Consider the following 18552-nt stretch of genomic DNA (forward strand, 5'->3'; position numbering starts at 1 on the left):
ACGCGGGCTACGTGATCTAAGCAATACGCTCATCTTCGAGCGGTGCGAGTAATGACACAGGGGAGATGGTCTATATCAGAGTTCGGCTCCCTCCGGTAGGCAGTGGAAAGGATCCCCAGTCGCATCCGCTGCTTACCGGCCTTTCTTACAAAGCCAGTTTGCGAATTTGCTTGGGCCACTGTCTATTCCCCGCTCCTAGGCACCCCGCACGGTTAGTCGAAATCTGGCTCTTTCGCTACGGTGCTCCCAGTATCTGCTTGTATCTGGATTATTCAATCGCTTTCAATGATACTTCTGCTTATGAGCGATGGGGGGCGCGAAGCGGTTGGGGTTCGGCGAACTGGCGTTGGCGCCTGTGATTCTGGGTATCTAGGAATCGCTCGGCCTTTCGTAGCCACGGTGCGCGCTAAACCATGAACGAATGCTCCGCGCCCTTATCCGGTAACTCGTAGTCGCCAGTTCCTACTTTTCGACGTAGGTGCCGCCCATCTTCTCGGCCACAGCTTCCAGGTCCGAGCCGTTGATCGCCCAGTTCTCCCCCACGAAGGTTCCCACGCCCAGCTCGGCGTGGGTGAACTTGAGCAGTTCAAAGTTTTCTTCGTTCTCGAAGATGCTCAGTGCAGCCTCATCGCCGCATGAGCCGGACTCAGCAGAGAGCCCACCGTCATTATGTTCGTCCCAGTCGTCACATTGACCGCCCGCGTCGACGAAGGCCTGCTTGAGCTCTTGAACCGACTCGAAGCTGCCGCCACCCTCAGGTGGTCCCCCACAGCCGGCCAGCAGCGCAATAGTGGCAACAGCCGGGACGATGATTCCGATCCGGCGACGTGCTTTGGTGGTCCCCATGTGTTTTATCCGTTCTCTCCAGCCGTTTCCGACCCCCGTGGAGATAGTGTTCCCTATGGTGCGGTGATAAACATTCTTTCCGCAGCCCCTGCAGCCAGTTGCGGAGCAGGAGCGTGGAGCGGTAGCGGTACTCATTTTAAGCAAGGATTGAGCTAAGGATCTCATCAGCCTCACCAGTCTCGTCTGCTGGGGACGCCGCCCAATCCTGGATGTGTCCTAGGTGATGGATTCCACCACCTGATCTCACCGTCGTGGGCGTCCGGCATGTACAGCAGCTTCGAGGGGCCGTGATGCTTGGCGACCTGACCGAAATCCGCGGCCATTCTTGCCGTTGTCCAGATGCCGGTGCTCGCACTTGCCCTGCTGCGGGTTGTCTCTGCTCGCGGCAGGCGTCTCCTCGACAGGAACTGAACAGGAGACGGCGCCAGCGGCAAAAAGGCCGGCACCAAGTACGGCCAGTTCACCAAACAGGCGGCAGAGCAACCAGCTGCTGAACAGGCGCCTGAGACAATGCCGCTTGTTTCCGATGCCACACTCGCCGAGACCAGGGCTGAGTTGGACGCCGCCGGCGTGGGAGACTTCAGCATCAACACCGGATCCGAGGATCAAGCCGACGGCGGATGGATGGTTACCGAGCAGTCACCCATGAGCGGCATGTCCATCGATGCCAACACAACCGTCGAGTTGACCGTGCATTCGGCCAAGTTCATTGAAGAAGCCCAGGCAAAACGCGAAGCCGAGCAGCGCGAAGCCGCAGAAGCCGAAAAGGCCGCGAAGATGAAGGCAGCTACGGAACGCCCCAAAGCGGCCGAGAAAAAGGCCGAGCAGGAGGCAAAAGAGGCGGCAGCCAAAAAGAAGGCGGAAGAGGCAGCAGCGAAGAAGAAGGCCGCTGCCCAGGCCAAGAAAGCCAAGCGGACTGCGGTGTCCTCCGGTACCGGGGATGAACGCGTCGTGCGGTACTTCCTCGAATCTGACGCTCCGATCGACATCATCACCTGCACCAGCATGATCAACGGCGAAACAAGCCAGGAACAGGATACGACCGGCGCCCGGTCCAGCGTCGTGAAGGGCTATGTATTCGATGAGTTCGAATTCGGCGGCAGCTACTCGATGTACTCGTTTGGAGTGTCGGGACAGGCCGGCGCTGGCGCCAGCTACATCACCTGCCGTATCGAAGTCGAGGGACGACAAGTCGCCAAGCAAACCTCAACGGTGTGAGTCGCAACGGTAAGTAGCGTGCTTCTCGCTTCGTTTAATGGCCGATGAGTAGTGCCTGTCGTGCGGCTTCGACGACCTCGGGTGTGAGCGCGTCGAGATCGTTCACTCTTTGCACGCGTTCGATTTGGGTGAGCAGTCGGTCGACGAGGCGGAAGTTGCCTGCGGTGATCCGCACGATGGTCGCGACGGCTGTCGCGTGAGCGACGCCGCCGTCGGTCGCGTCGCCGGCTGCAGGCAGCCGTGTGGCCAGGACCGCGGTGAGTTCGTCCGGGGTGAGTTGGCGGTATTCGTGGGCGAAGCCGATGCGGCTGTAGAGCTGTGGGTAACGGGCGAGGCGTTTCTCGATTCCGGGCATGCCGATGAGGATGACGCCCATGTGGTGACGGTCGAAGTAGTCGCGGACTTGTTCGAGGCCGGTGGCTTTAAGGCGGTCGGCTTCGTCGATGATGAGCAGTTCGGTGCGTCCGCTGGAGCGGGATTCGGTGTGGACGTAGGGGTCTACGACGCCGTGTTCGGCAAAGTCAATGGCGAAGGAGATTTGTTGGCAGGCCCGCGGCAGTCCTTGGTCGATCTGCCGGGTGGTCGCGGCGACGGTGGGGGTGAAGAACGCGGTGCGGGCATCGAGCACACGTTGCGGAACGGGACCGAGGTCGTCGGGGAATATGGACTCCCATTGTTCCCATTCGTCGGCTCCGGCGTAGTGCCGGACGGAGAGGGTCTTGCCGACCCCGGGGGGCCCCCAGCAGAGGCCAATGTAGCGGTGGGCTCGGACGGTGTCGGCGAATTCGGTGAACCGGCGATGCTCGTGAGTCGTCTGGAACGGTGGAAGCTCGGGTCGCGGCGGGGCGCTGGCGTTGACTTCCCCGAACTCACCGGTGAGGAACCGGCGGCCGTCGTCACCCTTGCCGAGGAGGCTGTGTTCGCGCTTAATCGGTGGCATAGAGGCGCAATCCATGTGGTGGCGGAGCGTCTTCGATGATTGCCGGCGCCGCGTCGACAGGTTCCGGGGGAACATACCGAGTGTCGGTGGGCAGCGCGTCGGCGAGGCTGCGGCGTTGCCGTAACTGTTGCTTAAGGTCACGCCGACGCCGTAACCGGGCGGCTCGGAGTTCTTCGAACGAGATGGATTCGGCGGCGAGCTCGGGAGCGATTGCGCGGCAGAGGTACGCGTCGTTGAAGTAGACGCGGATCTCGCCGACGTCGCGCGGGTCGAACCGTACTGTCACGTGTTCGCCGACGTACGCGGCGAGAACGGGTGAGACGTACCGGGTGGAGGCGAACTGGATGCCGTCGCGTTGGACCTTCCGCGTCGCAGCCGCGGTCAGCAGCAGCAGGTCGAGATCCTCGGGATGCGCTGGTGCACGCGGGATGAACCCCGAGGTGCCCCAGCGGTGGGCAGGGACTTCACCGGTTTCCGAGTGCGGACGCTGGTTGTACTCGGTGACGATGAACTGTTCCATAATCGCGTCGAGCTGTTCGATGGTCAGCGCCGCAGGTGTGATGGGTGTTCCGTTCGTGCCGTGCGGGATGTGTCCGGGCAGGTGCGGCAGAAGCTCGGTGGTGATGGTGCCGTAGAGGCGCTCAATTTTCCCGCGACCTTGCGGGATGCCGATCCGGGAGTGGATGAGTTGGATGTGCGTGTCCAGGCACACTCGCTCGAGGCGGGCGGAGGTGAAGTCTGAGCCATGGTCGCTGTAGAGCACATCAGGCAGCCCGCACATGGTCCAGTCCGGATTGGTCTTGCGATTAACAGCTTGGTGCAGCGCAAGTGCTGTCTGCTCCGCTGTCGGGGCACCGGAGAAAAGGGTGTAGCCGGCAGCAGCGCGGGAATAGTCATCGAACACCACTGTCAGCCAGGGTCGCGCCGGGATACCGGTCTTGTCGAGGACCGCGACGTCGAGGAGCGTGTGGTCGGCTTGCCACTGCTCGTTCGGGCGCGTGGCGGTTCGGCGGAGAACCAGTTCGAATCGATCCCGGTACGCGGCATCGCCGTGTTGGGCGAGCGTGCGCAGGCCCGGGTCGATGGCGCCAATGACCGCCCGCACGCTGGAGTAGCTCGGCGCGGCGAGCCCCCGGTCGTGCGCGATGTCGCTCACGCGGCGATGAACGAACGCGGCCGTGGGCTCGGGCTGACGAAGTGCCAGCGCTTCAATCACCTCGATGAGCTCGCCCGGAATGCGTCTCGTTCCGCGGTCGGCCCGCCGGGAGCGGCCCAAGCCACGGGATGTCGGGTCAGCGCGGTACTTCGCGGACCAGCGCGTAAGTGTTCGCAGTGGCACGCCTGATTCCGCGGAGATGCGCGTCCATGGGACACCGTCCTCATGCTGGCGCAGCAGAGCGACCTTATTTTCCGGAGTCAGCTGCGCCATGGCCATCACCTGCGGAGGTCAGATCTCGGGGCCGGGTCAGCCGCGGTGCCCGGTCCGGCGGTCACCCGTTCGGCAGGCCGCGGTGGCAGGTGGCGGTACAGGCTGGTGCGGGTGATCCCCGTCTTGGACACGATCTCAGCAATAGTGTGCCCGACATCGCGCAGGTGCGTGGCGTAGGCCAGCTTGTCCGGATCCACCACTGAGGGCCGGCCAACCCGCCGGCCCTTCGCCGTCGCCACCGCCCGGGCATGAGCGGCACGCTCAAGGGTGTAGGTCCGTTCCATCTGCCCGAACAACGCCAGCAGCACCACCGACAGCTGGGCCATCGGATCCTCCGGGTTGGACGAATCGACCTTGATCGGATCAGCCAGGTTCCGTACCCCGATGCCGCGCTCAGAGAGGTCATGGATCAGGTTCAACGTGTCGCGCACCGTGCGCCCCAGACGGTCCAAGGTGTGCACCACGATCACATCGCCCTCGCGGGCGTACTCCAAGATTGCACGCAGACCGGGACGGTCAACCGTAGACCCGGACTTCTTGTCCACGTAGATTCGTCCGGCCGAGATGCCGACCCCGCCCAGGGCAACGATCTGTCGATCCAGGTCCTGCTTGACTGTCGAAACTCGCGCGTACCCCAATTCCATACGCTCAGCGTACCAATAGCTGGATCTGTACGGAACGCGCGAGACGCTAATCTAGGCCCTACCTTTGGGACGAATATTGCTGGCTAGTACCGATCGATGCGATTAGTCGTTCCGAGCGTTCCACAACCAAGGTTGTGGATGGGGAATGGGCGGTTGTAGGAATACAACAACTGCCAGGTGGGAAGACGATGTTGCCTGACAGTAGCTGAGCCCTTGCAACAGGACCGATGTAGCAGATTCCATGTAGATGCAGAGCAATACCTCTTCGCGGCGGCGGAATAGCCGAACCGGATCATTTAGTGCGGTTTCGATACCAAGCGACGTCTTCGGGCGGCAACAGCGGGCCACGTGTTGGCGGAAGGGTCTGAGTCGCCTGCCACAATCGCGTTGCGCTATACCAGTTATCTTGGGCGATCATCGATACCTGATGCCTGGTAAATCCGAATGGTGCAGCTCTTGATACCGCTTCTTCGAAGGAGCAGTTTGTCTCGCCAGGTAGAGGCACGATTTCGTGGTCGATTGCTTTTACAAGGCACCGCATAGTCACGGGTTCAGGGTAGGCAGCGTGAAACACCTTCTGTTTGTGAAGACGCTCTGATGGGGTTTTGGCCAGTGCTGCAACCAGCCGGCCGAGGTCCTTGACGGAAATCATCGAGACTCGGGCTTGACCGTTCTCGATGTACCCGCCGCACAAATTCGTTAGAGCGACGATGCTTGGTATTACCCACCTGTCACCCGCGCCATAGATCAGGGCGGGGCGGATGACGATGCCGCCAGCATCAAGGACGGCTCTTTCCGCCTTTACTCTGCTCCGACTGGTTTCGGATTGCGGGCGTACACCGCTATGTTCTTCGACGCGATGGTGTGGCCCGTTGCCGTAAACAGAGACGCTGCTGATGTAGATCAATCGTTTCTTCCCTGTAGCCTGCACAGAATCGACGAGGTGCTGAGTTCCTTGGATGTTGACGTCCCTGTTCCGGTCGACATCCGGCCCGATGTATGAAGCCGCATGAATGATAGTGTCTGCTTGGGAACAGAGCTGTTGCATTCGCGCACGGTCGGTAATGTCGCCGCGCACGGGCGTTACCCCGTCGGGCAAAAACCTGCTGGCACTGCGGGTTACAGCTAGGGTATGGGCTTTGGTTCGACCCAAAGCATCGGCGATCGAAGTCCCGACGAATCCGGTCGATCCCGTAAGAAGCGTATCGGGTGTGAAGTTTGTTTTTGTCATTGTGCGGTCCTTTGTGCTGGCGGTATTTGGCGCCACTAGAGTGGTCGCAAATTAGCAGTCGTCCCTTTGAGGAGTGGATCGGGTGGTCAAGCAGCAGCGTGCACACTTGACGCGTCAGATGATCATCCGCGGCGCAGCTGAGATATTTGAAAAGTACGGGTTCGGAACTGCGAGTCTCCAAGACATACTGAGGACCTGTGGAGCCACCAAGGGATCCTTGTATTTTCATTTCTCGTCAAAGGAGGATCTTGCCCATGCAGTAATCGAAGAACAACATGCAAGGTCTTTTGAATCTCGACAGGAGGTCAGCCGCTCCTCGGCTTCCGCTCTCGAAACGATGATTGCCATGTCTCGGCGGTTTGGCGAGCAACTGCAGACGGATCCGATCGTTCGGGCCGGGATTAGACTGACCCTGGAAGCGTCCAATTTTGAGAGGCCGGTCATCAGCCCATACACGGCGTGGATGTCAGAATATGAGGCGTTAATCCGCGTTGGCATTGAGCGGGGCGAAATCAACGATTCAGTGGATCCGCAAGACTTGGCACGGTTCATCATTCCAGCGTTCACCGGAGTGCAGATGGTTTCGGAAATATTGACCGGACGTTCGGATGTGGTGCAGCGGATCGAGGATATGTGGAAGTTCTTGCTTCCTTGCCTGAAAACAGGGCAGTGCACGTAGCTCATTTGTCGTGTTGCCTGAGGGGTGGCAGTGGCTGTTTTTCAGGAGTGTGGTCGATAGTGGCCGGCGTCAACCGTCCGTTTAGCTTTGCGGCTTCTCCACCCTGTTGAGTTATACGCGCGGAAACTTCCACGGCCGCGGTGCTCCTTGGTCGCAACGAGTCGAGACGAACTTCTGCGGGGGTTGCAAGTTCGACTACGCGCGAAAAACTTCCTTCAAAAGTCGAGAAATCGAGTTCCGGGACGCCCAACTCGGCTCTTACTGCTTGCCGAATGGATTCGATCAACAGCATGCCGGGGACGTGGTCGAGCGGATGATCGAAGAGGATTGGGTTAGATACATCCACACGTACGGGGCACACCCCTGCTCCGTACGATGGTCCGATAACGACATTTTCCGCTCGGACATGGCCGACGCTTCCGGGGATCTGCATTTCTGAACCGGGTACCGGATGCTCTCCGGCCGTTGTGGATGCGCGCATGCGCTGATATACGCACGGCTTCACTATCCGTGCTCCACCGGTACCGGAGGCAAATGGCCCGTCCTCACCCAAGAATGTTGCTCTGGCCTGCAGGGATGAGACGACGGGTCCGGAGTGTTCCACACTGTCGACGTCTACGTCGATGTAGCCCTGTCGGGGTGCTTGTTGGTGTAGATTGTCGAGATACCTGCCGTGGTTGACTGATACATTGAGACCGCTCATGAGGAAGCGGTGTGTCAGCGGCACCCCGAACATTGCGTGGGCAACAAGAATCGTCACTTGGCGGATGGTTTCGGCCACCAGCAGACTGTCCGGTAGTCCGCTTGATCGATAAAAGGTGTGCCGACGGGGCCACTGCATGCCGCACCGGAAGGTGTTCTGCTGGGTTCGGCGGATCCCGGTCAGGAATACTTCCGATAGTGAAGCACGATGGACAAGTCGCCTGTCGACAGTCGAATTGAAGTCCATCTCATTTATCCGTACAGCATCGCGCACTTAAACTCACCCCATCCCCCGAATGACCACGACCACATAGAATACCGTCCAGTCGGTATTTCACAAAGTCGGATGATCGGCGCGTGTGATGGGTGTCGGGATGGACGCAGCCACGTGAATGGGATTGCCTTGGCTACGGTTTAGCCAAGCGGGTTGCATGAAGCAAGTCCCAGATAGACGGAGAGGTTAGCAATCATACGAATTGCCCGGCCCCTTAGGCAACTGGCTCAAGATTCTCTGCCCGTATGCGGTAGGTTTGGTCAGCCAACAGGTCCATATCGGTGTGGTTATGGCTTGTGAAGATGACTGTTCGGCCTTGGCGCCTGTACTCCAGGAGCAAAGCCCTGACCCGCTCGACACTGTCAACGTCAAGGGCATTGAACGGCTCGTCGAGCAGTAGTGCTTGGGGTTGTTCCATGATGGCCTGGGCGAGGGCAAGCTTTTGCTTCATGCCGAGCGAGTAGTTCCGCATCTTCTGCCTGGTCCCGGGCGCCAGCCCTACCCTCTCCATCGATTCGATGATTTCTCGATCGCCGATGACGCCCCGTATCCGGGCCAGCTCGCGCAGATTCTCCAGACCGGTTCTGTTTGGCAGGTATCCGGGACGATCAATGATAACTCCAAAGTTTTCGGGAAACGTCCGGTTGCCGGACATGAACTGCGGATCGATGTAGATCTGACCGGCGTCGGGTTTCAAGAATCCGCAGATCAATTTGAATAAGACCGACTTTCCCGAGCCGTTGTGCCCGACAATGCCGTATATCTGTCCTGGTTTAAAAGACATGGATACGTTCTCGAAGAGGGTGATGCCTTTGAACGCTTTGCTCATGTTCTCGATTTCAATGATTGACATGTCATGCCCTTTCGGAGAAGAAAAACTTCGGATTACGTACAATAAGCAAAGCGGAGATCAGCAGGACCGCCAGGTACAGAATCAGTACCATCGTTATCCGTACCAGTCCTTCCCACCCTAGGTCGACGTAACCGAGACTGTTGAGCGCGGCGGGGAAGATCAAAGCGCCGTTGACGATCGGCATGCCAGCTATAAGCAGCCCGCCCAGCGCGAATAATCCCGCCATTGGCCTGCCGCTCAACCAGGCGACCACGAACACGATAAGGAGGTAACAGCCCACTTGCAGCACGCCATTTACAAAGAACTGGTAGAGCATCTGAGCGTGCTCGCCCGGAATACGTGCAGGCGGAGCGCTGGTCGGCTGGCCGCGCCCCAGCAACGACACCAAGTAGGCCGCAGATACAAGGCCCACAAGGAGTAAACCGAGGCGGGAAGCAAACGGCCGCATAAATCGAAGGAACCATTGCTGTCCGGTTCCATGGCGTAGAGCGACGTAGTAGATCCTACCGCTCAGCTCGTTGTCCAGTGCCAACAGGAACAGGTAGGTAAATCCAAGGAACACAATGGCCTGATAGAGGTATAAGTTCCATTCAAATCCCTCCTGTGATACCCCGAAAAACGCTGCGTAGAGCACGTCAGTCAGGGTGTCAGCACGGGACTGCAGCTGAAAGACCAGCGCGTAGAACAGGCCAACAACGCAGAGTCCGAGATAAATCAAGGCCTGCACCGGCACTCTGGATCCGCCCCCGGTAAAACGTTCCCTTCTCCGCACCACGACAAAGCAAACAATGATCAGCACAATCATTGGAACGTAGGTCAGCCATAATGGCTCATAGGCTTCAAATGCGCGGTGCAGTAAGAGAAAATTAGCCGGGTCAAGGAACGGAGCGGTGGTAATGGATCGCCGGAACGAAACCACCCCGGTGATGAAAAAGCCAGCGGCGACGGTATAGACGGTAATCTGTCGCTGCCAGATACAGTACGAGGCAGCCATGACAAGATAGCAGGCCAGAAGGGTCACGCCGACGAGCAGGATCTGCATCGCAAGCACCAGCATTGGGCCCAGCCCATAGTTGCTAACCACACTCAAGACTTGGTTCGTCATCGAGTCGGATCGGCTGGCCGTACTCCATCCCCACGCCGCGTGTAGACCAGTACTGGAGACGAAGGCCGAAGCGAGCCATATGCCCATCAGTACGGAGGTCTGACTAAACATGCGCACGGCTGAGCCACGAAGCCAGGCACTGAAAGTCCCATACCTGATGAGAGCTGTCGAAGTAAAATGCATTCGTATCTCAGAAGCCGAACTAAAGAGCCACACCGGCAGTAAGAAGTAGCAAATGTAGTACGGGTCCAGCATGAATCCAATGATCTGGTCCCAAACGTTTCTGCTTGTCTCCATATCCGGCACGACGATGGCGGACCGGCGGCGAAGGTAGATGCCATAGAGCAGCGATACGCCGAGAAAACCCAGGTGCCATGGTTTTACTGCCCACTTCATTGGACGGACGCACATTACAGGAGGACGTCCAAACGTCTCGTGTTCTGCCACACGTAGATAGCCAGCAGCCCTGTCAGGGCGAGCAAAATACCAAACGGCATAAACGGGACCCAAATCGGAAATTGCACCACGTTGAAGGGGAAGACCGACGCTGGAGAATATTGAGGAATACCGGCAACGGCTGTCGCGAAATTCAGAATGTGGTATCCCAGAAACGGCAGGGACAGAGCGACGAACCGGTTGGGCACGACAAAAAGCAGCAGCAACCCTATCGTGGCGTAAAGCGCACCGTTGAGTGCCAGCCACAGAGAATAGCCAATTCCGTAGGCCCACGGTCCGGCGCTGAGTAACTGTGAGAACGTGTGCAGGGTTGTCGCGTAGTCGCCCATCTCCGATGGTGAAAGCCCGACGACGGTCGACCGGTACGGACCTATTAGACCGAGCGCGGGGTCAACGAAGAACGCCCACAGGAAGGGTATGAAAGCTACGAAGAAGAAGAAGACCGCTGCCATCGCCGCATTGGCGAGGAGTTTGTTCGCGATGTAACGCCCGATGTCTGAGCGGGTGCGAGTATAGAAAATATAGCGTTGACTTAGCTCGTTCGAGAACGGCAAGGCGTATATGGACACCGCGAGCAGCGGGAATACCAGGGCGATGCCTGAGGACATGATCAGGGTAAAAACATCGGCTTCGCCGAAAAGCGCGTAGTCGCTGCTGATCGCTGTGGTATAGGCCGAAGGAAGTATTAGGACGGCCGCCACGAGCAGGAAAAATTGCCACGACAACGCCGGCCGTATATCCGCTACAGCTGATCTCAGCAATGTCACAGACTCCTCAATTGATTGATTGTGTCAATTGTATTTATATCCACACGCTTGGGTGGCCGATCCCTGCGGACCGGCCACCCAAGATCTGTACTTGCCCTGGAGCTTCAGTTACTCGCTCGCCCACGCTCCGACGACCTGGACATTTACTGGTGTAGTAATGTCGTTGCTGAATTGCAGACGTGTGGAGTTGCCGCCCGGGATGTCGTTGTACAGGTAGTAAAGCGTGTAGTCGGTGACGTTACGGGTCCAAGCACCGTCGTTTGACCCCTTATGGATCATGCGGACGTCGACAACATAATTACCGCCCACCCTGGAAGACTCCAGCTCCCCAGTCGCGCCGGGGATGGACTTCTTCTGGAAGCCTGTGTAGCCCGAGCCATTGAATTTTCCAACAGTGGTGTTGTAGCCCTGCAGCGATCCCCCGGCATTGGCTGCAGCGGCGCCGGTGAAAATTAGCGCCGTAGCTGCGAGACCCGTGATGATGTGGGATTTCCTTCTCATGAGATGCTCCGATCTTGGACAGTTGCGGACATGCCAATCTATAGACTATCAAGCCGACCGGTTGGTTTGTTTAATCTATGTCGAGCCGTCTCACGTGTCAACACAATCTGACTGATTATCGATTAGCGAAGGCCACGTGGAACAAGCTGACGGTCACATGGGCGCCAAAGGCGGTATCAGACATGGATCCTGGGCGTTCCAAATCTAATTTCACTTGGGATGACGGACGTTTGGCGTGATGTAGTCGTCTCTGGAGTCCGTTTTGGACTCACTGGGATGCAGGTCGTCGATGCGGGTCATCGCCAGCCCGGGCAGGTATCCCACCACGAAGCCGACGGCTTCGGCGACGACGACCGGCGGGGCGCCAATCGTCGCGGGCTGATCGACCACCAGCAGGGCCGTGCCGTGGCTGGTGAGCTTGTCGATGATGGCCCGCAGCTTCGCCTCGTCTTGGGGCAGAGCCTTGTGTCCGGCAGTTTCTTGCCGTGGCGGTTCAGGGCGACGGCGTAGTGGAAGGTCTGGGCGACTCCCTCCACTCCCTTTGGACATACGGGGGATGGAGCCGGGACGCAGCCGGGACGCTGCGAGTCTCAAAAGCCAATTTTGTGCGCGGCTCTAAGGAGTTCCAAATCTAACCCGACCTGCGTCGGCAAACATTTGACGGTTACCATCTTGGGACGTCTCACTTCCAAGGAACTGGAACGCCCTGTATAGAACCCGTTCCATCTGTCATCCGGTCCCGTGCCTGACATGGGGCGTTGCTTTCAAGCCTCGAGCCGACGTTCCGGTTTTGGCGTCACTTTCCTACAATTGATGCCAAATCTCTGGCAGCCACCGGAAGGTCTGTCCCTGTAGAGACTCCTCGAATTATTCGGTCCGGGCCGTTCTTCAATTCCAATAGCTCAGCCGAGTCCTCGCCCAGAGGCGGCCCAGCATATGGGGCAGCCTGTGGTGGGACTATAACGACGCCCGTCGTGCGATTCGGAAACTCTAATTGCATCTCGGTCTCGAACCGTACGCCGATATGACCGTGCTCGTCGCGTGACCTATCCAATCCCACATGCCCGCTCACTCCAACCGCGACCATTTGGCCGGAGAGGCCGACTTGGAAACGAGCACCGACACGGTGCACCCTAGGCGTCCACCGCCTCACGGGAGCACTCGTTCAAAGACCTCCGAACGATACCTGAACGACGACAAGCACAATAAATCACAATCATGTAACGACAAGAGTTGGCTATCAGAGCATCCCTTGCTACTTGTTCGCAAACATGATGCACTCCACAGCGGGGGTAAAGTAACCACAGAGAAAGCAGAAGAATGGTCTCGCACCGGAACGAATCCCAAGGCATAGCTCTACACCGTTTATCAAGTTTGCGCTGGCATCGCTATGTCACAGGCCTTGCCACACTTGCCCTTGTGGCCATAGGGATAACTCCCGCTTCAGCGGGAGCCGACCAAGGAGACAGTACAAAGTTTCTCCCTCGAATCACCGCTTCACAGAATCTTCCGACCGACCCGATTGCAGTTGGTTCAGTAAGGGACGATCGCGGAAATCTGGTAGATAAGGGACAAACTTTGGTCTTATACGCTTGGCCGAGCGCGAAAATACTGGCTGGCCTGCAAGACGGCGAATCCGTCAAACTTGTCCCCGTCGCTAAAACACGCACACTGGCGAATGGAACATTCAAGTTGCGGATTGGCGACACGTCAAAGTTGCACGCTTTGAAGGCAGCATCTGGCCAAATAGATTTTACAATCATTTCTGAGAGTGCGGGCCTGCAGTATTCGTACAGTTTTGCCCGTCAGCTGGTTGATGATGGCGATCATCCTGCGTTCGCGCCGGCAGGATCGAATACCCGGCTGCAATCGGATTCTGATATGCACACCGCAGTTGATACCAAGCCACTAGAGCTGTCTCTTGCCCCCTTGGAATCAGGGCAGAGCCAGAAGAAGGACAGCAGCAAGGAGCCGCACAGGATCCCCCGTAAGGGCTACGCGCCAAAGACCTGCCAGAGTTACAAGATGGAGACGTTCGATCCTAGTTGGGTGACAGTCGGCAGGGCGGTAATAAATACGGACGGAGTGACCGCAAAATTTGAGTACTCCGAAGGTGCCTCAAGTTCACTCGGAATCGGAGTATCTACTTCAGGACAAAACGGAAGTTTCTCCGCGGGCGGAACGACGTCCGTCTCTTCGACCACGACTATCGGATTCCCAAAGCAAGGAAGCCACGATATGAAAGAATTTCGTACACAATTTGTTTACGCGAAATTTTTTGTGCGTTGCTACCATGACAGCACAGGAGCAATTTACAGCGAACGATACCATATAAGGCCGGTCAGTTACGCTAGCGGCATCAAGGTAGTCGACTACAGATATTATTCATACCTGTATCCAGGTCACTGCGTCCAATTCCCCGCCGGAAGTTATTTCATTAAAGATCAGACACAAGCTTCAACATGGACCTACGGCGCCAATCTTGAAACACCGATTGGAATGTGGCTGAGCGCAAGTACTGGATACTCAACTCAAGCCAAAGTCCGGTATGACTTTTCGAAGAAGAGGAAACTCTGCGGTGAAACCGATTACCCAGGAGGCACTCCATCAGGACTTTATGCGGAATCGCTTTGATCTGGCGGATTTGTCTAAAACAATTGGCTGGTGGCGCACTAGCATCATTGTTCTAATCACATTAAGTCTTGCGGGCTGCTCTAATCCCATAGCCACTGACGGACCGTTGGCTATGGGAGGGCGACCTGGGCAGGTTTGCATCCCTGACCCAACAGAGGGTTTAGCCGTGGTAGGAGCGGTCATCAGGAATACAGGAGATACTAATGTCGCCCTCGACCGCACGTCACTTATTGATCCTGTTGGCTTATCTGCTGTCGAAGCTTATGCAATTTCAATGGATTACGGTGATACGGCAGTTGGTGCAACGTCAACGAGACCAGAAACGCAGGCGGCGAAACGGTTATGGCGGTCCAAGTCCCATTTGAATTCGGTAGTTCTAAAGCCTGGGGAGGCGGCTAATATTTTGGTATCGCTAAGGTTAGAGAACGAACATCACAAGGGTCGGGCCGCCGCAATAGAATTGACTTATGCATTTCAGGGCACTGCCTACATCGCACAATCATCTACACGCATACTTTTGGCTCCCGAGAGTTGTTTTTAGTCCCAATGAACGATACATCAAGGTCAAACGTTGTCCACTGGTTCGCCATAATCATAGCATCGCTGTGCGCTGTGGCTGTTACGGGGTGCACGGTTCAAAGCAAATCAAATATTCCTGCTGCGGGGCGGGTCGCTTTGGTAAACCACTCGGCGCCTTCTAATGATCTGTATAGTGGACAATTTTGCGGTGCCGTTCTAGTGGCTCCCAGTCTCTTGGCGACTGCCGCCCACTGCGTGGAGACCAGAACAGCAAAACTGATCGATGCCGTCATGGGTGCAGATAATCTATGCAAGACAGCCCCTGTTCCTGGGAGACGAGTACGTGTCACAGACATTATGGTTCAGCCTGCGCCCAACGACGAGATCGCGTTGCTCAAGACTCAAGGAACATCCGACGTGGAGCCGATGCCCATTTCCCGCCGAACCGATAGTGAAACATTGGTCGTGCCGGGATGGGGACGGATGCATGATGGGGGAGTTCCGCCATGTAGGGTCAAACACGTTCAAATTCAAAAGGTTGGTTTGCGAAAGTGCGGTAACTATTTGCATGTTCTACACATCGATGACGCTACTAAGCGATTGTTTATGTGTGCTGTGCCAGCAAGCAAAACGGGTCTAAATACATGTCAAGGAGACAGTGGAAGCCCTGTCCTCAAACAGAAAGGGGGGCACTGGACAGTTTCCGGACTCACATTGGGAGGAAAGTCTTGTCTTTCGGGTTCCCCTGGTCTCTACATCTCATCGAAAGCACTCCGATCAGTGTTGCCCAACGAGGTGCGTCCATCGTACCAACCAAACTCGTAGCGCGAAGCGGACAACAGATGAAGAAACCTGCCCCTGTTTCAGCATTACTATCATAAACAGTAATGAAGATGGCGTATATCCCTCCGCATTGGGGTTTGCGTTCCATGACCGACCGAGAGCGTGCTGACCGACCGATTCATTCGCTTCTGCATTCTCGAAGGCCGGAAGCGGCGTCTGTCGAGGGTCGACAAGCTCAACAGATACACCTCGCCCTTCGAGGCGCCGGGCCGCATTGAAGGCCAGAAATCGACTTTGGCTCTGTGGATCAAGGCTGGTGGAAACAATAGGAACTGAAATCGGACAATGCGGCGAGGATTCGACGGAGCCATTCTCATTCTCCGGCATCTGAATATCAGCACCAGAACTCATCTGAGACAGACTACGTCCTCCGGCCATGGACCCCGTCCCGGTCAGGATGGGGCTGCACGACTGGGCGATTCGGACATAAAGCGCTACGAGAAACGCGCCATTAATCGCTGCGACTCACACCTCAACGGGACCGTACTCCATTGCTATGTGCCACAGTGGCGGGTACTGACACGAAAATTGGGTGGCCACGATGGGCGATCCCGATCGGTCACACGTAGTGCATCCCATTCGTCAATGAGGCAAAGAGGGGAAGATGGAACTGACGGAAGGGTGAGCACCGTGGACCAGACGGAGATTTTCGAGGCGGAGCGGCCCCGGCTGCTGCGCATTGCCGGCCAGGTGCTGGACGACCATTCCGAGGCCGAGGACATTGTGCAGCAGGCCTGGCTGCGCCTGGATCGGACAGACTCCAGCATCGAGAGCCTGCCCGCGTGGCTGACCACGGTCACCACCCGGCTGTGTCTTGACCGGCTGCGCGCCCGCACCCCCGTCCCAGTCGACGAGATCCAGCCGCCGGAGGCCGCGCCTGACCCGGCCGACGACGTCGTACTCGCTGACACCGTAGGCGTCGCCCTGCAGTACGTGCTCGACCGGCTCTCTCCAGCCGAACGCGTCGCCTTTGTGCTGCACGACAGTTTCGGCTTCGAGTTCCCTACCATCGCGTCGGTCCTCGACATCACCCCGGCGGCCGCGCGCAAGCTCGCTTCCCGGGCACGAGCCAAGGTCAGCCAGCCTGCCGCAGAAGGTCCGCTTGCCGAGTGGGAAGTGGTCGACGCATTCATGGCGGCGGCGAGGAATGGCGAATTTGAGCGCCTGCTGCAGCTGCTGGCACCGGATGCTTCTGTGACGGCCGACGACGCCGCGATCCTGGCGGGCACCCCGCAGCGGATCGACGGCCGGCAGGAGGTGGCGACGTTCTTCAATGGCAGCGCCAAGGCCGCACTGTCGGTGTTCGTCGGCGAGCGCCCCGCTGCCGCATGGTTCCACCGGGGCGAAGCGAGGGTGCTGTTCGACTTCACCGTCGTCGACGGCCTGGTCTCCGGCATCACCTTCCGGGCCGAACCGGAGGTACTGGAGCAGGTGGCCCGGCGCGACGGCGGTCAGCCGCGCAACTGATTTGCGTTCTACTCACGCGTATAAGTACAAATGATTGCTTGTGCTATAGTCGGAGCACCCGTCGCGAAGGAGTGCCATGGCCGGCATAGCGGACCCGGACCGTGCGTGGAAGGCGCTGGCAGACCCGAACCGGCGTGCGATCCTCAGCGTCGTGCAGTCCGGGCCGGCTCCGGTGGGCCGAATCGCTGAGCAGGTCGAGCTGTCCCAGCAAACGACGTCGCATCATCTGCGTGTGTTGCGTGATGCCGGCCTGACCCACAGCGCCCAGCAGGGCACGCGCCACCTGTACGCGGTCAATACTGACGGATTGGCAGCCATCCAGTCGTATCTCGATGGTTTCTGGCCCGAGCGACTGAGCGCGTTGAAAGCCGCCGTCGAATCCCAAGGGCGGGTCAGCGATGGGTGAGTTCAGCACGTCAATCGAAATCGATGCGGCACCGGAGGTGGTATTTGAGTATCTGGTGACCGACGCCGGCATGACCGCTTGGATGGGTCAGTGGGCCCAGCTGGACGCGCGCCCAGGTGGCAGTTTCGCCGTGAACATCGCCGGTTACCCGATCCGCGGCGAGTATCTCGAAGTTGATCGGCCGCACCGCGTGGTTGTCTCGTGGGGCGCCGTCGGCAATCCTGACCTGCCGCCCGGCACATCGATCGTGGAGTTCAGCCTGACGCCTGCGGGAAGCGGCACCCGCGTCGACCTCACCCACAAGGCACTGCCCGACGTCGACATGCCGGGTCATGCCGATGGCTGGGCCCACTTCCTGCCGCGGCTGAAAATCGCTGCCACCGGCGGGGACGCCGGCAGCGACACCTGGACGCCAACCTAGAACCCAGAAGATGTATCTGATCTGAAAGGAACAAACCAATGACGCAGAGTTCCGCAACAACGCCGCTGGACACCGTCCTTGCCTACCACGAGGCCTGGACCGGCGGGGATCTGGACGGCGCGTTCGCCCTGGTCGCCCCGGACATTACCTGCCAGGCTCCCGGGCAGAAACTGGCGGGGATCGAAGCATACAGCGATTACATCGGCGGCTTCGCGCCCATGCTGACGGGCATCAAGGACATAGCGACGTTCACCGACGGCCACCGTGTGGCACTGTTCTACTACCCGCAGACCGAAGTCACCGCCACAACTCCGGCGGCCGAGTGCTTCACTGTTCACGACGGCGTAATCACCGAGTCCGTGCTGATCTTCGACCGGCTCTCCTACGCCCCCGCGGATCAGCAAAGCCGGGCAGGTGAGGCTGATGACGGCGGAGCGTGAGCACCTGACTGCACGCATCCGGGAAGTGTTGAGGGACGCGCCCCGCTTGCGTGAGGTTTCGATGTTCGGCGGCATCTCGTTCATGGTCAACGAGAAGATGGTGGTGGCAGCGACCAAGAGCAGCTTTCCTTCTGGATAGAGCAAGGCTTGCAGCACAATCGCGGAAGCTGACAGGCA

At 58.2% G+C, this 18552-nt stretch carries 20 protein-coding genes and 1 pseudogene; 9 read left to right on the top strand and 12 right to left on the bottom strand.

The features are described from left to right. Nucleotides 1–462: 462 nt before the first annotated feature. Nucleotides 463–846 carry a hypothetical protein gene (locus H535_RS0117925; protein ID WP_026820630.1) on the bottom strand — a complete coding sequence of 128 codons (384 nt, stop codon included), beginning with the start codon at nt 844–846 and terminating at the stop codon, nt 463–465. A gap of 510 nt (nt 847–1356) precedes the next feature. Between H535_RS0117925 and H535_RS0117930 the strand changes: the two genes are divergently transcribed. After that, nucleotides 1357–2064, top strand: a complete 708-nt coding sequence (locus H535_RS0117930; protein ID WP_026820631.1) for a PASTA domain-containing protein — start codon at nt 1357–1359, stop codon at nt 2062–2064. Between the two features lie 34 nt (nt 2065–2098). Here H535_RS0117930 and H535_RS0117935 read toward each other — a convergent pair whose 3' ends face one another. The 4 genes from H535_RS0117935 to H535_RS26460 form a co-directional block, all read right to left on the bottom strand. Next, a complete protein-coding gene (locus tag H535_RS0117935; RefSeq protein WP_026820632.1) occupies nt 2099–3004 on the bottom strand; it encodes an AAA family ATPase in 906 nt (301 codons plus the stop codon). Continuing rightward, nucleotides 2991–4433, bottom strand: coding sequence for a Mu transposase C-terminal domain-containing protein (locus tag H535_RS0117940; protein ID WP_035770120.1), 1443 nt, complete (start codon nt 4431–4433; stop codon nt 2991–2993). Before H535_RS0117940 ends, H535_RS0117935 begins: the two co-directional genes overlap by 14 nt. A 5-nt stretch (nt 4434–4438) precedes the next feature. Beyond that, complete coding sequence (locus H535_RS0117945) at nt 4439–5077, bottom strand: recombinase family protein (protein ID WP_026820634.1); 639 nt, start codon at nt 5075–5077, stop codon at nt 4439–4441. A 292-nt stretch (nt 5078–5369) separates the two neighbouring features. Then, complete coding sequence (locus tag H535_RS26460) at nt 5370–6308, bottom strand: NAD-dependent epimerase/dehydratase family protein (RefSeq protein ID WP_051299501.1); 939 nt, start codon at nt 6306–6308, stop codon at nt 5370–5372. Between the two features lie 82 nt (nt 6309–6390). Here H535_RS26460 and H535_RS26465 point away from each other — a divergent pair, with 82 nt between their 5' ends. After that, nucleotides 6391–6987 (top strand): ScbR family autoregulator-binding transcription factor, encoded by a 597-nt coding sequence (locus H535_RS26465; protein ID WP_035770109.1) that lies wholly within the window; start codon nt 6391–6393, stop codon nt 6985–6987. Between the two features lies 1 nt (nt 6988). On the opposite strand, the gene H535_RS28630 is transcribed toward H535_RS26465, so the two are convergent. The 6 genes and pseudogenes from H535_RS28630 to H535_RS26470 all read right to left on the bottom strand — a co-directional run. Beyond that, nucleotides 6989–7936 carry a ScbA/BarX family gamma-butyrolactone biosynthesis protein gene (locus H535_RS28630; protein WP_081416788.1) on the bottom strand — a complete coding sequence of 316 codons (948 nt, stop codon included), beginning with the start codon at nt 7934–7936 and terminating at the stop codon, nt 6989–6991. 241 nt (nt 7937–8177) lie between these two features. Next, on the bottom strand, nt 8178–8816 hold the full coding sequence (locus H535_RS0117960) for an ABC transporter ATP-binding protein (RefSeq protein ID WP_026820635.1): 639 nt from the start codon (nt 8814–8816) through the stop codon (nt 8178–8180). Between the two features lies 1 nt (nt 8817). Next, nucleotides 8818–10317, bottom strand: coding sequence for a hypothetical protein (locus H535_RS0117965; protein WP_026820636.1), 1500 nt, complete (start codon nt 10315–10317; stop codon nt 8818–8820). A gap of 14 nt (nt 10318–10331) precedes the next feature. Next, nucleotides 10332–11144 (bottom strand): hypothetical protein, encoded by an 813-nt coding sequence (locus tag H535_RS0117970; RefSeq protein WP_026820637.1) that lies wholly within the window; start codon nt 11142–11144, stop codon nt 10332–10334. 108 nt (nt 11145–11252) lie between these two features. Then, on the bottom strand, nt 11253–11645 hold the full coding sequence (locus H535_RS0117975; RefSeq protein ID WP_035770112.1) for a hypothetical protein: 393 nt from the start codon (nt 11643–11645) through the stop codon (nt 11253–11255). A gap of 237 nt (nt 11646–11882) precedes the next feature. Then, a pseudogene (locus H535_RS26470) lies at nt 11883–12181 on the bottom strand (IS110 family transposase); the annotation flags it as partial. Nucleotides 12182–12965: 784 nt separating this feature from the next. Here H535_RS26470 and H535_RS29140 point away from each other — a divergent pair. Further along, nucleotides 12966–14279, top strand: a complete 1314-nt coding sequence (locus H535_RS29140; protein ID WP_155838767.1) for a hypothetical protein — start codon at nt 12966–12968, stop codon at nt 14277–14279. 546 nt (nt 14280–14825) lie between these two features. Next, nucleotides 14826–15623, top strand: coding sequence for a S1 family peptidase (locus H535_RS30435; protein ID WP_081416789.1), 798 nt, complete (start codon nt 14826–14828; stop codon nt 15621–15623). Here H535_RS30435 and H535_RS29145 read toward each other — a convergent pair. Next, on the bottom strand, nt 15576–15992 hold the full coding sequence (locus H535_RS29145; RefSeq protein WP_155838768.1) for an NADPH-dependent FMN reductase: 417 nt from the start codon (nt 15990–15992) through the stop codon (nt 15576–15578). The two genes, H535_RS30435 and H535_RS29145, sit on opposite strands and share 48 nt — an antisense overlap. A 279-nt stretch (nt 15993–16271) precedes the next feature. Between H535_RS29145 and H535_RS0117985 the strand changes: the two genes are divergently transcribed. From H535_RS0117985 to H535_RS29150, 5 genes are all read left to right on the top strand, one after another. Further along, nucleotides 16272–17108 (top strand): sigma-70 family RNA polymerase sigma factor, encoded by an 837-nt coding sequence (locus tag H535_RS0117985; protein ID WP_026820639.1) that lies wholly within the window; start codon nt 16272–16274, stop codon nt 17106–17108. Nucleotides 17109–17184: 76 nt separating this feature from the next. After that, the gene (locus H535_RS0117990; RefSeq protein ID WP_026820640.1) at nt 17185–17514 is read left to right on the top strand and encodes an ArsR/SmtB family transcription factor; all 330 of its coding nucleotides are present in this window, start codon (nt 17185–17187) and stop codon (nt 17512–17514) included. Continuing rightward, a complete protein-coding gene (locus H535_RS0117995) occupies nt 17507–17935 on the top strand; it encodes an SRPBCC family protein (protein ID WP_026820641.1) in 429 nt (142 codons plus the stop codon). Before H535_RS0117990 ends, H535_RS0117995 begins: the two co-directional genes overlap by 8 nt. Before the next feature lie 38 nt (nt 17936–17973). Next, a complete protein-coding gene (locus H535_RS26475; protein ID WP_051299503.1) occupies nt 17974–18375 on the top strand; it encodes a nuclear transport factor 2 family protein in 402 nt (133 codons plus the stop codon). After that, the gene (locus H535_RS29150; RefSeq protein ID WP_155838769.1) at nt 18359–18514 is read left to right on the top strand and encodes a hypothetical protein; all 156 of its coding nucleotides are present in this window, start codon (nt 18359–18361) and stop codon (nt 18512–18514) included. The genes H535_RS26475 and H535_RS29150 overlap by 17 nt, the downstream gene beginning before the upstream one ends. Nucleotides 18515–18552 lie beyond the last annotated feature (38 nt).

The sequence above is a fragment of the Arthrobacter castelli DSM 16402 genome (assembly GCF_000430705.1).
Classification (GTDB): Bacteria; Actinomycetota; Actinomycetes; order Actinomycetales; family Micrococcaceae; genus Arthrobacter_C; species Arthrobacter_C castelli.

What these genes read in the sequence shown, in the direction of transcription:
- H535_RS0117925 (WP_026820630.1), bottom strand. Translation starts at nt 846, where the DNA reads ATGGGGACCACCAAAGCACGTCGCCGGATCGGAATCATCGTCCCGGCT.
- H535_RS0117930 (WP_026820631.1), top strand. Translation starts at nt 1,357, where the DNA reads ATGCCGCTTGTTTCCGATGCCACACTCGCCGAGACCAGGGCTGAGTTG.
- H535_RS0117935 (WP_026820632.1), bottom strand. Translation starts at nt 3,004, where the DNA reads ATGCCACCGATTAAGCGCGAACACAGCCTCCTCGGCAAGGGTGACGAC.
- H535_RS0117940 (WP_035770120.1), bottom strand. Translation starts at nt 4,433, where the DNA reads ATGGCGCAGCTGACTCCGGAAAATAAGGTCGCTCTGCTGCGCCAGCAT.
- H535_RS0117945 (WP_026820634.1), bottom strand. Translation starts at nt 5,077, where the DNA reads ATGGAATTGGGGTACGCGCGAGTTTCGACAGTCAAGCAGGACCTGGAT.
- H535_RS26460 (WP_051299501.1), bottom strand. Translation starts at nt 6,308, where the DNA reads ATGACAAAAACAAACTTCACACCCGATACGCTTCTTACGGGATCGACC.
- H535_RS28630 (WP_081416788.1), bottom strand. Translation starts at nt 7,936, where the DNA reads ATGGACTTCAATTCGACTGTCGACAGGCGACTTGTCCATCGTGCTTCA.
- H535_RS0117960 (WP_026820635.1), bottom strand. Translation starts at nt 8,816, where the DNA reads ATGTCAATCATTGAAATCGAGAACATGAGCAAAGCGTTCAAAGGCATC.
- H535_RS0117965 (WP_026820636.1), bottom strand. Translation starts at nt 10,317, where the DNA reads ATGAAGTGGGCAGTAAAACCATGGCACCTGGGTTTTCTCGGCGTATCG.
- H535_RS0117975 (WP_035770112.1), bottom strand. Translation starts at nt 11,645, where the DNA reads ATGAGAAGGAAATCCCACATCATCACGGGTCTCGCAGCTACGGCGCTA.
- H535_RS29140 (WP_155838767.1), top strand. Translation starts at nt 12,966, where the DNA reads ATGGTCTCGCACCGGAACGAATCCCAAGGCATAGCTCTACACCGTTTA.
- H535_RS30435 (WP_081416789.1), top strand. Translation starts at nt 14,826, where the DNA reads ATGAACGATACATCAAGGTCAAACGTTGTCCACTGGTTCGCCATAATC.
- H535_RS29145 (WP_155838768.1), bottom strand. Translation starts at nt 15,992, where the DNA reads ATGAGTTCTGGTGCTGATATTCAGATGCCGGAGAATGAGAATGGCTCC.
- H535_RS0117990 (WP_026820640.1), top strand. Translation starts at nt 17,185, where the DNA reads ATGGCCGGCATAGCGGACCCGGACCGTGCGTGGAAGGCGCTGGCAGAC.
- H535_RS0117995 (WP_026820641.1), top strand. Translation starts at nt 17,507, where the DNA reads ATGGGTGAGTTCAGCACGTCAATCGAAATCGATGCGGCACCGGAGGTG.
- H535_RS26475 (WP_051299503.1), top strand. Translation starts at nt 17,974, where the DNA reads ATGACGCAGAGTTCCGCAACAACGCCGCTGGACACCGTCCTTGCCTAC.
- H535_RS29150 (WP_155838769.1), top strand. Translation starts at nt 18,359, where the DNA reads ATGACGGCGGAGCGTGAGCACCTGACTGCACGCATCCGGGAAGTGTTG.